This is a genomic window from Candidatus Tenderia electrophaga, from assembly GCA_001447805.1.
GTDB classification, from domain to species: Bacteria; Pseudomonadota; Gammaproteobacteria; order Tenderiales; family Tenderiaceae; genus Tenderia; species Tenderia electrophaga.
This window is the reverse complement of record CP013099.1, coordinates 384,642-398,386: the sequence shown is the minus strand read 5'-3', so window position 1 is coordinate 398,386 and position 13,745 is coordinate 384,642. Positions and strand designations below refer to the sequence as shown.

Genomic DNA, 13,745 nt, shown 5'->3' with positions numbered 1-13,745 from the left:
TCAGCGTGTTAATGCCTAACGGCATGGCTGCGCATCATGATCCACAGGGCCGGCAAGGTGCCCACGACCAACACCAGGGCGGCGGGAGCGGCCAGTTCCAGCATTTCTTCGCTGGCCTCGATCCAGATACGGATCGGCAAGGTATCGAAGCCCACCGGGCGCAGCATCAGGGTCGCCGGCAACTCTTTGAGCACGTCGATAAACACCAACACCCAGGCCGTGACCATGCCGTTGCGGATCATGGGCAGGATGACGCGCCACAGATTCTCCAAGGGACCGGCGCCGTGGATGCGGCCGGCCTGCTCGATGCTGGGCGTCAGCTGTTGCAGCGCCGCCTCCTGGGACTGAATGGCGAGCGGCAGGAAGCGCACCACCAGGGCCATGATCAGGGCGGCAAAGCCACCGTAAAAATTCGGCATTACGGCGATGACGAAGGAGATCACGCCCAGCGCCACCACCGGCCCCGGCAACACGAAACCAATGCTGGACAGTTGCACGTAAATATTGCTCAGCCAAGTGCGCGCGCGGGTATGGTAGAGCCCGATGGGCAGGGCCAGAAACACCGCCACCGTCGCCGCCGTGAACGATACTATTCCGGTGTTGAAGGCATAGCCCCAAAATCGGGTATCGATCATGTCGCGCAGCAGGGCGTCATAGCTCCACACCAGCATCCAACACAACGGGATAATGAAGGCGAACAGGGAAACCAATCCCAGCCACACCCAGATCAGCAGGGTCTCGCCGCGGCTGGCGGGTTTGCGGTGCACGAAGCGGCTCTGGGCGCCGGCGTAGTAGCGCTGCTGGCGGCGGAAAAAGCGCTCCAACACCAGAAAGGCCAGGCTCATGCTGACCAGGATCAGGCTCAATCCAGCGGCGGCGTGGTAGTCGAAACGGCCGCTCATCTGCAGGTAGATACTGAGGGTGAAGGTCTGGTAGCGCAGCATGCTGACGGCGCCGAAGTCCGACAGGGTGTGTAATACCACCACCACCAGCCCCGCCGCCAGGGCGGGGCGCATCAGCGGCAGGGTGACGCGCGCAAACACCTGCCAACGCGAGGCGCCGTGGATGCGCGCCGCATCCTCCAGGCTCTGGCGCGCATCCACCAGACTGGTGTAGCCCAGCAAAAACACATAAGAAAAGGTCGCCAGCGCCAGCATCACGGCGGCGCCGCCCAGGCCGTAGATGTCGATCACCGCCGCCTCGCCGGCCACGGCCTGCCAGACCCGCCCGAGCCAGCCATCGGGCTCCAGCAATACGGTGTAGATATGGGCGAAGACATAGGTGGGAATGGTCAGGGGCAGCACCAGCAGCCAGATCGCCAGCGTGCGCCCGACAAACTCGCGCCTTGCCGTCAGCCAAGCGCTGGGCACCGCCAGCAGCAAACACAGCACGACTACCGCCAGGGCCAGCGATAGGGTGTTGCCCATCAATCCGGGCAGGCGGCTGCTCCACAGACCGGCCCAGGCCGCGGCGGACAGCTGCAGACTGCTGTAGATCACAAACAACAGCGGGACCGTCGCGGTCAACACGACGATCCCGGCCATGGAGCTAAGCGACCCGATTCTGATTCTAGCCCGCATTTCTCACCAGCTTATCCCTTCGCGACACGCGGAGAAAAGCGCAGCGGCCGGACTAAGGCATGCCTACCGACTCGATCAGATCTATGGTCGCGTCACGCAGTTCGCCCAACTTTGTCATCGGCACATCGGCGACCTTGTAGCTACCGGCATCCGGCACTTCGGGCGCCGCCGCGACGCCCGGCACGGTGGGGTATTCGCGATTCACCTCGGCGAAGATCTTCTGCCCCTCGGGCGAGACCACGAACTCGACGAACTTCTGCGCCGACGCCTGTTGATCGCTGTGTTTGCTCACCGCCACGCCGGCCACGTTCCAGGCCACGCCCATGCCGTCCTGGTCGGGCAGGCGGACCTGAATCGGGGCACCCGGCTGTTGGGCCAGGTGGCGGTAGATGTAATAGTGATTCACCAGACCGATGTCTTTCTGGCCGTTGGCCACGGCGCTGACGATCTTGCTGTGCTTATTGAAGACCTGGCCGTCGACATTGGCCTTCATACCCTCGAGCCAGTCGCGCACCTTGTCCGCGCCCGCCTCGACCATGTAGACCGTCGCCCCAGCGATATAACTTTCATTGGCGCTGGTAGTGATGGCCAGGCGCCCTTGCAGGCGCGGATCGGCCAGATCGAACACCGACGTCACCCAATCCAGCCCTTTGGCATCCTCATTCACCACCAATACCCGGGCGCGGGCCGACAGGCCGACCCAGCTGTTGTCGGCAGCGCGCAGATTGGCCGGCACCGCATCCACCAACGATCCCGGCAGGGCCTGAAACAGACCCAGCTCGCTGCCCTTTTGCAAGTTACCGGCGTCGTTGCTGAGGTAGAGATCGGCCTGGGTGCGCGCCCCTTCGATGTGCATCTTGTTCAGCAACGCGGTGGATTCACCCGAGTGCAGCAGCACCTTGATGCCGGTCTGCTGGGTGAATCTTTCCACCACCGGCTCAACGAATTTATCCTTGCGCCCCGAATACACCACCAGCTCCTCGGCGGCCCAACTGAAGCCGGAAACCGATGCCGTGGCCAGACCGGCAAGCAGGGCCAAAACTCGTGTCTTCAGCATGTGTATACCCCTTAATTGAGTGTCAGAATTTTGAATAATGATAATTATTCTCATTCTGGCTTGCAATGCCCCTGCGACTTTTTTTTCGGCTGTGAAGGATTTGTGACAATTGCGCCACCCGGCTGTGAACACCCGGCGTCTATAGTGCGCCCACGTGCGCCCAGCCGCAGGGACGCGCTGAAACCACACATACGCAAGGTTTTAGCCCGGCACCCGACTAAGTTTGAGCGCGTCCCGCAACACACCGAATGAGAGAGCCGTCATGCAACACAACATCCTGATCATCGAAGACAATCCGGAAATCGCCGATCTGGTGCGGCTGCACCTGAAGGACATTCACTGTCAGGCCGACATCGCCACTGACGGCGGCAGCGGCCTGCAACGCTTTCGCGACAAAGACTACGACCTGGTCATCCTCGATCTCATGCTGCCGGTAATGGATGGCCTGGCGGTATGCAAACAGCTGCGCCTGGACGACCCGCGGGTGCCGATCATCATGCTCACGTCCAAATCATCGGAACTGGACCGGGTACTGGGGCTGGAGATCGGCGCCGACGACTACCTCACCAAACCGTTCAGCCTCCCGGAACTGCTGGCGCGGGTAAAGGCCCAACTGCGCCGCCTGGACGCCTTCCACAGCGTCGCGCCGCAGGGCCGGTTACAGTGCGGCGAGCTGGTGATCGAGCCCGACAAGCATCGCGTCACCCTGGCGGGCAAGACCATCGAGCTAACCGCCAAGGAATTTGATCTGCTGCTGCACTTTGCCGCGCGTCCCGGCCGCGTCTACAACCGTGCCGAACTGCTGGACCAGGTCTGGGGCTATAGTTACGCGGGCTATGAACACACGGTCAACTCCCACATCAACCGCCTGCGAGGCAAGATCGAGGCCGATCCGGCCAAGCCGCGCTACATCATGACGGTGTGGGGCGTAGGCTATAAATTCAATGAGCACCAGGCCTGATGCTGCCTACCCTTTACGCCCGCCTCTCCTTAGCCTTGGTGGCACTGCTGCTCAGCGTCGGCGTGCTCTACACCCTGCTCAGCCTGTCGGCGGCCCGATACTATCTGCAAGAGACCGACCAGACGCTCCATCTCGATCTCGCCAAAAATCTGGTGGCCGACCGCAACCTGGTGGAATCGGGACGCATCAACGAGACGGCGCTACAGGCGACCTTCATGGAGTACATGGTCATCAATCCCAGCATCGAGATCTACCTGCTCGATCTCAACGGCAACATCCTCTCTTACTCCGCCGATCCGGGCAGGGTGAAGCGTCGCTCGGTCTCACTCACACCGATTCAGGCCTTTCTGCGCGGCGAGGAATTGCCCTTGCTGGGTGACGACCCGCGCAGTCATGACCGGCAAAAAATCTTTTCTGTGACACCGGTGCCCAGCGCGCAAAACCCGGCGGGCTATCTCTACGTCGTGTTGCTGGGCGAGCAATACGACAATGCCGAACAATTCATCAAGGAGAGCATCATCTGGAAGCAGACCGGCTGGGCCCTAAGCGGCAGCCTGGTGGCAGGCATGATTACCGGCCTGTGGCTATTCCGGCGCCTGACGCAACGCCTCGACCGCCTGAGCACGGAGATGGATGCGTTTCGCCAAAGTGATTTCAGCCGCTTTAACGCCCTCACCCCGGCCACCAAAAACCGTGACGAAATTGACCGCCTCGGCCGCACCTTTCACCAGATGGCCCGGCGCATCGTCACCCAACTGGATGAACTGAAACAGCAGGACAGCCTGCGCCGCGAACTGGTGGCCAACGTCTCCCACGACCTGCGTACCCCGGTCGCCATCCTGCACGGTTATCTGGAAACGCTGGAATTGAAGGGTGAGCAACTGGACCAACAGGCGCGCGATCATTATCTCAAGCAGGCGCTACAAAGCAGCGTCCGTCTCAATCAATTGATCGCCGAGCTGTTCGAGCTGGCCCGGCTCGAGGCCCAAGAAAGCGTGCCGCAACGGGAGCCGTTTAATTTGGCCGAACTGGCCCACGATGCGGTGCTGCAGAAATTCCAGCTGCCGGCCGCGGCAAACAGGACCACCATACGCCTGGACGTCGTCTCCGAAAACCTGATCGCCTGGGGTGACATCGGTCTTATCGCGCGGGTGTTTGAGAACCTGCTCGGCAACGCCCTTAAGTTCACTCCCCACGGCGGCCGAATTACAGTCACTTTGCGCCGTGTCGATAATAACTGTGAGGTCCGGATTCAGGACAGCGGCCCGGGCATCGCCGCCGCCGAACTGGCCAGGGTCTTCGATCGTTTTTTCCAGGGCCGTGACACCGGCAAGCGCGCCCCCGGCGGCCTCGGCCTGGCCATCGTCAAACGTATCATCGAACTGCATGGCGGCCACATCCGGGCCGAAAGCGAACCCGGTCGCGGCACCTGCTTAACATTCTCACTGCCGCAAAAAGCTTGATGAAGCCGTGACCTTTTGGTGAGGATTTTGGTCCAAATGAATAGCATAATAGCTCCATGAACCTTTCCCACAGGACAGAGACATGAACCGACGCAAATTCCTTCTGGCTACCGTGGCGCTGGCCGCAAGCCCCGTGTTAACGGTACGCGCCCGGGACGACGCGATGTCGATGCAGAACCACCGCATCGAAAAACTGGAGCTCTCGGACGCGCAGTGGCGCCAACGTCTGACCCCGGCGCAATTCCGTATCCTGCGTGAGGAAGGCACCGAGCCCGCCTACAGCAGTCCGCTCAACAATGAAAAACGCGAGGGCACTTATGTCTGCGCCGGCTGCGAACTCCCCCTGTTCACCGCCGCGATGAAATACGACAGCGGCACCGGCTGGCCCAGCTTTTTCAAGACCTTGCCCAATGCCGTGGGGACCAAACTGGATTTCGGCCTGTTTCTGCCGCGCACCGAATACCACTGCGCCCGTTGCGGCGGTCACCAGGGCCATGTATTCAATGACGGCCCCGAGCCTACCGGCAAGCGTTATTGCAACAACGGCCTGGCGCTGAAATTCATCCCGGATCAGGCCTAGCCCGCATATCCCATCGGGATCGCGGCAGCAGGCCTGTCTTCGCGCGCGTCCGGGCAGTGCCGCCAAAAACGCTGGACAGGTTTCCATTTTCGAGGATAATTTCGGCACCGCAGCCCGCGGCTGTGCCGGCACCGCCTAAATGGAAAACCTTCAGCTCCCCGACGAGCTCTCAGCTCAATTAAAGCGCCAGAAAATCATTGAGGACCTGGTGCAACAGGGCTACAGCGTCAATCCTCACTATCTGGATATTCAACTGGTCACGTCCCTGCAGCAGGCGTTGCTGGCGTTGGCAGAGCAGGATCGATTGCGCGCCGCCCATATCGGCAAGGATGCCCAACGCACCCGGCGGCGCAGCATTCGCGGCGATGCCATTCACTGGCTCAGCGGCGCCAGCGCCGCTGAGCACGACTTTCTTGACCAAATGGCGCAACTGCAGCACGACATCAACCGGCAGTTGTTTCTCGGCCTCACCGAGCTGGAGGCCCACTTCGCCCATTACCCGCCCGGCACCGGTTACCAGAAACACCTCGACAGTTTCCAGAACAATAACCTGCGGCGCATCAGCCTCGTCGCCTATCTCAATCCTGATTGGCGTGAACAGGACGGCGGCGAGCTGCAGATTTTCGCTCAGGACAAGGTCATCGCCGCGGTGGCGCCGCTGGGCGGCACTCTGGTGTGCTTTACCAGCGAGGCCATTCCCCACCAGGTCGCCATCACCCAACGCGATCGCTACAGCATCGCCGGCTGGTTTCGGGTGAGAGACCCGCATGCATTGCCCGCCATCTAACGCGGCTTGGGCACGATCAGCCGCGTTTCATACGTCCAGGTATAGGCGTAGAAGGATTCGATGGAGCCCTTGACGATGTGGCGATAAAAGGCGGCATCGATCTTAAGCCAGCGCCGCGCCAGGTCATGCGGCACGCCTGCCTCTTGGATCGCTTGGCGCAACAGCTGGTGGCGCAGCTCGAATAGTTCCGGGGTGATATACATCTGGCGGTGGGCCATGCGCATGTCCTTGCCGGAATAGGGTGTGTCGCCGCCCATCTTTTCAGCCATGAACTGGGTCTGACGCGCCTCGATCGAGGCTTGATTATGGCCCTCAAAAAACCGACCCAGCCAGGGGTGTGCATAGACCTTGTCGTAGAAGGTCTTATGCACCCGCTGCAGGGTCGGCAAGCCGCCCAGGGCCGCGAATAGAGTCGGGTTCTCCGCCATGCCGCACCTCAACTACGCCATCACCTATCTAGCATAGGCCAACATGGCGGCGTCAGGGCGCAACGGCGCGACTATTCGACCGGCCGCACCTTGCTGCCGTCGATCTTGCGCAGCCAATAACCTGATTTACCGGTACGCCGCTCCAGGTCCGCCAGGCCTTCCTTTCCGGCCGACCAGTCGGGGTAATGGCCGTACAGGGCGATGAAGTAGGTCTCGCCCTTCACGACGTGACTATACAAGCCTACATCGTCATCCAGCTCCAGCGACTGAACGGCCTTTTTCAGAGGCTCCGCCGCGCTGTAGCTCATCATTTGGACGGCATAAAAACTCTCTGCCACGACTGGTTTGGGCTCCGCTTTGTCCTGGCGCTTGGGCGCCGGCGTTTGCGTTTTCGCCACCGAGCTCAGGGCGACCGGGGTGAAGCTCGGGCTTGGCCGATTGGCGCGCGCGCGTGTCTCGGCTTGTTTTACCGCAGCCACGTCTTCCACCAGCCGGCTGTTATCCAGACTGCGCACCCACATGTCGGGCACCTCGGTGCGCACCCGCACGCGCAAGCGATCCGCCTTCGCCTCCTCGCGCGCGGCATATGTGCCGAAGCCGGCAATGTAATAGACCTCGCTGCCTTCTTCATGACGGTAATAGTCAACCTCACCCGCCAGTCCCATCTTCGTCACCCTGTGCTCCAGGTCGGCAAGCCTGTTGTCGCTGGCGACATGGATGGTGAAGCGCGGCGCAGGTGCTTCGACGGGGGCCATTTCCGCCACCGGCACGACGGGATGGGCCTCGCGAATGGCCTGGTTGATCCCGGCACGGTAGGCGCGAAAGTTGTCGCTTTCCAGCATCATGCGGGCGCGCTTGGCAGCGATGCTATTGGGATAACTGACCAGCAGACTGATACCGCGCTGGGCGGCGGCATCGATTCGACCAGCATCGTAATCCCACTCCATGTAGCGCAGTTCGTACAGGGAGATCATGCTCTCCAGGTGATAGATGTACTGTTTGGCATTGAAGGCGTGCTCGGTGTTGTCGCAGCATTCCACCAGGGTACGAAACCGCGCCAGAGCAGCCTTGGCATAGCCGGGGTCACTGGTGGTCACATCCATAGAGATGTCGCGCCGGCCGCGCGCGTAGTTCGCCATGCCGGCCAGATAGTGGACGTAGGCAATGTCTTTATGTGTGGGGTACATGGCGATAAAACGGTCGGCCTGCTCGATCGCCGCATCGGCCTGACCGGCCTCGTAATAGCCCTTGATCAAGCGCACATTCAACTCGCCCGTTTCGGCGTGAAAGGGATAGTTGATGTTCAATTCCTCAAGGGTCTGGGCGGCCGCGGCGGTATCGACCTGCGCCAGCTGTTGCAGTCCCTGTTGGTAATACGCCTGCGCCGACATCATGCGCGGCGCTTTATTCACCCCTGAGCATGCCGCCAGTGCGCATACCATCATCATCGCCAAGATGCTGATTTTTTTGCCCGAGAGAAAAGCGTCCATCCCGTCCCCTTGCCAGTGTTGCGGTCATCGCGCCCGATGCCGCCTTGGACAAGGCCTAGACCGGCGGCTGAATCTCACCGGGCATCAGGTGTGACAAAATAAAAACGGCCGTTTTCGGCACCGATATAGCGTTCCAGCACCCGCTGCTCACCGCTGTGCGCGGCGTTCAGTTGTGCTACCAACTTCCTTATCGGCAATAGGGTGGGATTTCTTTGACCTTCGGCCAAACGCGCCCGCTCGGCACCGCTGAGATCGGCGACACGGTAACCGGCCAGCCGGTAATCGCGCAGCAGGCTGCGCCAGGCGCCGCGCACGCGCGGCAGGTCGTGAACGTCATCATGGGAGTGCAAGCTCATCAGGGCGTCGATATCACCGGCGCGAAATGCCTGGACAAAGGCCATGGCCAAGGCCTCCGGACTGCGGGCGCCGTCGGCAAGGACAGGGACCGCGGCCAATGCCAGCATCAGCACGAGCATCCGTCGCGGCAGGGGGAAACTCATAGAGCAGGATAATCGGCGTGCCGCGCTCAGCTCGCCAGCTTGGGCAGGTCACCCCGGTTGCCCATGGCGTAATCCATGAAAAAGCGCTTCACCGGCGGCAGATTGTGAGTGGCACTGAGGCCGATATTGCGCGCCCATTTGACCGGCTCCATGTGCGCGCCGAAGAGGCGTTTGAAGGCGTCCATGGACAGCATCATGGTGACATTCTGCCCCTTGCGCCAGCGCTCGTAGGCGCGCAGGTTATGCAGCGCGCCGATGTCGCGACGGGTGGCCTGGGTACTGAGCACGGTCTCCGCCAGGGACGCGGCATCGAGCACGCCCAGATTCACCCCCTGGCCGGCCAGCGGATGGATGGTGTGGGCGGCATCGCCCACAAGAGCAATCCGCTGTTTGACGTAGTCGACGGCATGCTGCAGGTGCAGTGGAAACTTACCGCGATCACGCACCTCGGTGACGGCGCCGAGACGTTGCTCGAAGGCCTGGGCCAATTCGCGGGCGAAATCCTGTTTCTCCAAGGCCAGCAGTTGCGCGGCCTGCGCCGGCGTCGTCGACCACACCACACAACTGTAATGATCATGCAGCGGCAGGAAGGCCAGCGGACCGTTGGGCAGAAAGCGCTGCCAACAGGTGTGCAGATGAGGCTTCTCGGTTTTGACGATGGCCATCAGGGCGTGCTGATCATAGCCCCAGCCCTGGGTCTCGATACCGGCCCGTTCACGCACCGCCGAGCGCGCGCCGTCGGCCCCCACCAGCAGGCGGGTGCCCAGTTCGCGCCCGTCCTCCAGACTGATGTGGAGACGCTCTCCGGCATCCTGCCACTGCTGCCAACGCACCGGGCACAGCAGATCGACATTGTCGAACTGCTCGGCGCGCGCCCACAGGGCGGCCTGGATGACGCGGTTTTCGAGGATGTAGCCCAGCGAGGCTTGTCCCGCATCGGCGGCATCGAAGTGGATCGCGCCGTCACCGCTGGCGTCCCAGACATGCATCTCGCCGTAGGCGGTGACGCGGCGTTCGACCATCGCCTCCCAGGCGCCGACGGCGCCGAACACCCGGCGCGTGGCATGGGTGATGGCCGAGACGCGCAGGCCGATGCTGTGTTCCGGCCAGTCGCGCGCGGGCAGACCGGCCTCCACCACGGCGACCCGCAGCGCCGACCCGCCCAGGGCGCAGGCCAGGGTCAGGCCCACCATGCCGCCGCCGACGATGACCACATCATATTGCTCTGACATACCGCTAGGACCTCCTCGATTGGGGGCGGAATCATAACATGCCCGCACCCCTGGACCGGGGCGCGCAGCCGTGCGCCAAGGCCGCTGTCAGCCCCGTCAATTATCCTAGGCGAAGAAGACGACGACGAACACCTGCGGCATCATCTAAGGACGAAAAATTTGGGCGCGAAACGGGGCCGAGTCAGACTGGGGAGGGGATCAAATAGCCCGCATGGGCGCCCCGACGTCAGCCCGTCTGCAAGAGTGAGAGGCCAGGATTAAATTCGCCTCACCGGCACGCGCGTTGGTTGTCGGTACGGGGCCAGGCCAACGCGTCCGGTTTGGCTGAGCGCCGGTGCGCGAAGACTATCGGCTCATGCTCCGCATCACACTGAACCACAAGACGATTCACCATGGGTGAAATACAGGCGGTATGGGCGGTAGGCAACCCCGCCCATTGCGTTACTCGTTTTTCTGTAACGGCAAACCGAGCGCCAAGCGTGGCAGCTTACCCGCCAGCCCCAGGGTCTGACGCGTCAGCGCGCGCTTCAGCGGCGGCACGATATCCACGGCGCACAGTCCGATGTTGCGCGCCAGCGCCACCGGCGCCAGGGGATTGCTGAACAAGCGCGCCAGGGTGTCGGTGAAGCCGATCACCTTGCGATGATCCCAGCGGCGCCAGTCGGCGTAGCGCTGCATCACGGCAGCCGCGCCCACATCCTCGCCTTTGCCGCAGGCCTCAGCCAGCACGTCGGCCAGCACGTCGGCCAGCACGGCAACGTCGCGCAGTCCCAGATTGAAGCCCTGCCCGGCGATGGGGTGCAGGGTGTGGGCGGCATTGCCGATCAAGGCCAGGCGCGGCCGCACCTGCTGTTTGGCGCGCAGCAGTTTGAGAGGGTAGGCATGGCGCCGGCCGAGCTTTTCCAGTTCACCGAGGCGGTAACCGAAACGCTGCTGCAGCTCGGCGAGAAAGTCAGCGGCGCTTAGATTCAGAAGGCGCTCTGCGTCGCCGCTGCGCACGGTCCACACCAGACTGCAACGCTTGGGATCGTCGGCGCCGGCATTGGGCAACAGGGCCACCGGGCCGCTGTCGGTAAAGCGTTCATAGGCCACGCCCTGATGATGGCGCGCCGGGGTGATGTTGGCGATGACGGCGGTCTGGCCGTAGTCCCAGCTGCGGGTTGGAATCTGCAATAATTGTCGCACCACCGAATTGCCGCCGTCGGCGGCGATCACCAGTCTGGCGCTGAGTTGCCGTGCGCCGTCCTCGCCGTGGATGCTCACATGCGCGCCGTCCGCCATGAGATCCACATGGGTCACGGTGGCCGGGCAGATCAGCTCGACATTCTCGAGCTTGGGCAGCGCCTGCGCCAACACGGCGCCGACGACACGGTTCTCCACCACATAGCCCAGCGCCTCCACCTTCTCCGCCGCGCTGTCGAGGCGCGTCACGCCGAAGTGGCCGCGGTCGGAGACGTGAATCTGTTTGATGGGGCTGACCCTGTCGGCGAGCCTGTCCCACAGCCCCATGGTCGCGATAATTTTGGCCGAGCCGTAGGCCAGGGCGATGGCGCGGTCGTCGTAACTGGGCTGGCTGTCCGATTTGAACGGCACCGCCTCGATGACACCGATGCGCAGCGGCAGGGGACTCAGGGCATAGGCCATGGTGGCACCCACCATGCCGCCGCCGACGACGAGGATGTCGTAATCCGTGCTCATGCAACCGGTCGCCTGCGGCGCTGCGTTTCACCGGCCATCAACGCCTCGATCGCGTCCACCTCTTTCGGAACGCCCGAGCTCAGCACCTCATGGCCGGTGCGGGTCACGCGCACATCGTCTTCGATGCGGATACCCATGCCCCACCATTTTTTCGCCACCCCTTTGCTGCCGGCGGGAATATACAGGCCGGGTTCGACGGTCAGCACCATGCCCGGCTCCAGTTCGCGCCATTGGCCGTCCACCTTGTAGTCGCCCACGTCGTGCACATCCATACCCAGCCAGTGGCCGGTGCGGTGCATGTAGAAGCGGCGGTAGGCCTCTTCCTTGACCAGCTTGGCCGGCGTGCCCTTGAGGATGCCGAGCTTGATCAGCCCTTTGGTCAGGGCCTTCACCGCCGCCAGGTGCGGTGCGTTCCAGTGCTTGCCCGGTTGCACTTGTTCAATGGCGGCGTATTGCGCCTTGAGCACGACTTCGTAGAGGGCCTTTTGCGCCGCCGTGAATGTGCCGTTGACCGGGAAGGTGCGGGTGATGTCGGCGGCGTAGTTGTCGTATTCGCCGCCGGCGTCGATGAGCAGCAGGTCACCGTCATTGAGTTCGGATTCATTTTCGGTGTAATGCAGGATGCAGCCGTTCTCACCGCCGCCGACGATGGCGGGATAGGCGGGGTGGCGACAGCCGTTGACCATGAAGTGATGCAACAGCTCGGCCTCGAGCTGGTACTCCATCATGCCCGGCCTGCATGCCTGCATAGCGCGGCAGTGGGCGGCGGCGGAGACCTTGGCCGCCTTTTTCATGGCCTGGATCTCGGCCGCACTCTTGATCAGGCGCATTTCGTGCAGCAGGTGATCCAGGGAGATGAACTCGCCCGGCGCGTGGATGCCGGCGCGGGCCTTCTGGCGCACCCGGTTGAGCCATTCAATCATGCGTTGATCCAACTCGGGGTGCGTGCCCATGGAGTAATAGACCCGTTCTTTATTCTCCATCAAGCCCGGCAGGATGTCGTCCACGTCGGCAATGGGAAAGGCGTCGTCGGCACCGTAGCGCTCCACCGCCCCGGCCAGCCCGGCGCGGCGGCCGTTCCAGGTCTCCATCTCGGGATCGCGTTCACGGCAGAACAGAATGAACTGACCCTGGCGGCGGCCGGGCACCAGCACCGCAATCGCCTCGGGCTCGGGGAAACCGCTGAGATAATAGAAGTCGCTGTCGGGACGATACGGGTGTTCCACATCACGACTGCGGGTGCGCGCCGGCGCGGCGGGCAGAATGGCGATGCTGTCCGCGTCGAGCATGGCCAGCAGGCGCTGGCGGCGTTTACTGAACTCACCGGCGCGCATCAATGCAACACCACGTCTTCGGGGGCGCCGGGGGATTCGGGGCCCTCGCCGCCTTCGTTGAGCAACTCGTCACGCAACATCAGCACGCCCATGCGCACATATTCGGAAACTTCGAGAAAGGCGCTCTCGCCGGCGGCGGCATCGTCCTCTTCGTCGTGGCTGAGACGGGCGATCTCGGCCAGGTCTCGGGCGAACTCCTGTACCGGTTCGGAAAAACCCTGGAAGTCCTTGATGCCGCCTAAACTCAGGCCGTACAAATAGCCCTGACACCAGCTGGCCAGGGCGGCGGTGCGCTGTTGCAGCGAGACCTCGTCATCCGGCAACAACAGTTGAAAGCCGAGCTCGGGATCGGCCAGTTGCCTGACCGTGTCGTCGTACAAGGCGCTGAGCGCCTCCCGGTCGGCGCTGTCGACTTCAGCGCCACCGGACATTTCACCTTCAAGCACGGCCTCCACCTCGCCGCCCAACATGCGCCGCGCCCAGCTGTCACCGTCCAGCCCGGGCTGACAACTGGCCATGGCGCAGAGCATGCCGTGACATTCAGCGGCACCGAAGGCATCGCCGTAGGCCGACAACAACGCGGCCACTTCATCATAGGCGGGGGGTACAACAGTCACGGCGGGGTCCTCGTTACG

Annotated in this window: 13 protein-coding genes; 4 read left to right on the top strand and 9 right to left on the bottom strand. The window is 62.7% G+C overall.

From position 1 onward, the window contains the following. Positions 1–8: 8 nt before the first annotated feature. A complete protein-coding gene (locus tag Tel_01840) occupies positions 9–1,544 on the bottom strand; it encodes a hypothetical protein (protein ALP51980.1) in 1,536 nt (511 codons plus the stop codon). 88 nt (positions 1,545–1,632) lie between these two features. Further along, on the bottom strand, positions 1,633–2,637 hold the full coding sequence (locus Tel_01835; protein ALP51979.1) for a hypothetical protein: 1,005 nt from the start codon (positions 2,635–2,637) through the stop codon (positions 1,633–1,635). 262 nt (positions 2,638–2,899) lie between these two features. On the opposite strand from Tel_01835, the gene Tel_01830 reads away from it, so the two are divergent. From Tel_01830 to Tel_01815, 4 genes are all read left to right on the top strand, one after another. After that, positions 2,900–3,598 carry a two-component system response regulator gene (locus Tel_01830; GenBank protein ID ALP51978.1) on the top strand — a complete coding sequence of 233 codons (699 nt, stop codon included), beginning with the start codon at positions 2,900–2,902 and terminating at the stop codon, positions 3,596–3,598. Continuing rightward, on the top strand, positions 3,598–5,061 hold the full coding sequence (locus Tel_01825) for a hypothetical protein (protein ID ALP51977.1): 1,464 nt from the start codon (positions 3,598–3,600) through the stop codon (positions 5,059–5,061). Before Tel_01830 ends, Tel_01825 begins: the two co-directional genes overlap by 1 nt. 82 nt (positions 5,062–5,143) lie before the next feature. After that, on the top strand, positions 5,144–5,641 hold the full coding sequence (locus tag Tel_01820) for a hypothetical protein (GenBank protein ID ALP51976.1): 498 nt from the start codon (positions 5,144–5,146) through the stop codon (positions 5,639–5,641). A 139-nt stretch (positions 5,642–5,780) separates the two neighbouring features. Then, a complete protein-coding gene (locus tag Tel_01815; protein ID ALP51975.1) occupies positions 5,781–6,428 on the top strand; it encodes a hypothetical protein in 648 nt (215 codons plus the stop codon). On the opposite strand, the gene Tel_01810 is transcribed toward Tel_01815, so the two are convergent. The 7 genes from Tel_01810 to Tel_01780 form a co-directional block, all read right to left on the bottom strand. Continuing rightward, entirely contained in the window at positions 6,425–6,856 is a 432-nt protein-coding gene (locus tag Tel_01810; protein ID ALP51974.1) for a globin, read from the bottom strand. The genes Tel_01815 and Tel_01810 overlap by 4 nt on opposite strands. 71 nt (positions 6,857–6,927) lie before the next feature. Continuing rightward, positions 6,928–8,346 (bottom strand): hypothetical protein, encoded by a 1,419-nt coding sequence (locus Tel_01805; protein ID ALP51973.1) that lies wholly within the window; start codon positions 8,344–8,346, stop codon positions 6,928–6,930. Between the two features lie 74 nt (positions 8,347–8,420). Then, complete coding sequence (locus Tel_01800) at positions 8,421–8,822, bottom strand: hypothetical protein (protein ALP51972.1); 402 nt, start codon at positions 8,820–8,822, stop codon at positions 8,421–8,423. Between the two features lie 50 nt (positions 8,823–8,872). Next, positions 8,873–10,078 carry a hypothetical protein gene (locus Tel_01795; protein ID ALP51971.1) on the bottom strand — a complete coding sequence of 402 codons (1,206 nt, stop codon included), beginning with the start codon at positions 10,076–10,078 and terminating at the stop codon, positions 8,873–8,875. A gap of 441 nt (positions 10,079–10,519) precedes the next feature. Continuing rightward, positions 10,520–11,776, bottom strand: a complete 1,257-nt coding sequence (locus tag Tel_01790) for a 2-octaprenyl-6-methoxyphenyl hydroxylase (GenBank protein ALP51970.1) — start codon at positions 11,774–11,776, stop codon at positions 10,520–10,522. Beyond that, positions 11,773–13,110 carry a Xaa-Pro aminopeptidase gene (locus Tel_01785; GenBank protein ID ALP51969.1) on the bottom strand — a complete coding sequence of 446 codons (1,338 nt, stop codon included), beginning with the start codon at positions 13,108–13,110 and terminating at the stop codon, positions 11,773–11,775. Before Tel_01785 ends, Tel_01790 begins: the two co-directional genes overlap by 4 nt. After that, a complete protein-coding gene (locus Tel_01780; protein ID ALP51968.1) occupies positions 13,110–13,727 on the bottom strand; it encodes a hypothetical protein in 618 nt (205 codons plus the stop codon). The genes Tel_01785 and Tel_01780 overlap by 1 nt, the downstream gene beginning before the upstream one ends. Positions 13,728–13,745: the final 18 nt, after the last annotated feature.

Bases quoted from the DNA above. Each gene is read 5' to 3' on its own strand.
- Tel_01790 (ALP51970.1), bottom strand. From the start codon at position 11,776: ATGAGCACGGATTACGACATCCTCGTCGTCGGCGGCGGCATGGTGGGT.
- Tel_01840 (ALP51980.1), bottom strand. From the start codon at position 1,544: ATGGCCGGGATCGTCGTGTTGACCGCGACGGTCCCGCTGTTGTTTGTG.
- Tel_01830 (ALP51978.1), top strand. From the start codon at position 2,900: ATGCAACACAACATCCTGATCATCGAAGACAATCCGGAAATCGCCGAT.
- Tel_01785 (ALP51969.1), bottom strand. From the start codon at position 13,110: ATGCGCGCCGGTGAGTTCAGTAAACGCCGCCAGCGCCTGCTGGCCATG.
- Tel_01805 (ALP51973.1), bottom strand. From the start codon at position 8,346: ATGGACGCTTTTCTCTCGGGCAAAAAAATCAGCATCTTGGCGATGATG.
- Tel_01835 (ALP51979.1), bottom strand. From the start codon at position 2,637: ATGCTGAAGACACGAGTTTTGGCCCTGCTTGCCGGTCTGGCCACGGCA.
- Tel_01820 (ALP51976.1), top strand. From the start codon at position 5,144: ATGAACCGACGCAAATTCCTTCTGGCTACCGTGGCGCTGGCCGCAAGC.
- Tel_01825 (ALP51977.1), top strand. From the start codon at position 3,598: ATGCTGCCTACCCTTTACGCCCGCCTCTCCTTAGCCTTGGTGGCACTG.
- Tel_01795 (ALP51971.1), bottom strand. From the start codon at position 10,078: ATGTCAGAGCAATATGATGTGGTCATCGTCGGCGGCGGCATGGTGGGC.
- Tel_01800 (ALP51972.1), bottom strand. From the start codon at position 8,822: ATGCTCGTGCTGATGCTGGCATTGGCCGCGGTCCCTGTCCTTGCCGAC.
- Tel_01815 (ALP51975.1), top strand. From the start codon at position 5,781: ATGGAAAACCTTCAGCTCCCCGACGAGCTCTCAGCTCAATTAAAGCGC.
- Tel_01810 (ALP51974.1), bottom strand. From the start codon at position 6,856: ATGGCGGAGAACCCGACTCTATTCGCGGCCCTGGGCGGCTTGCCGACC.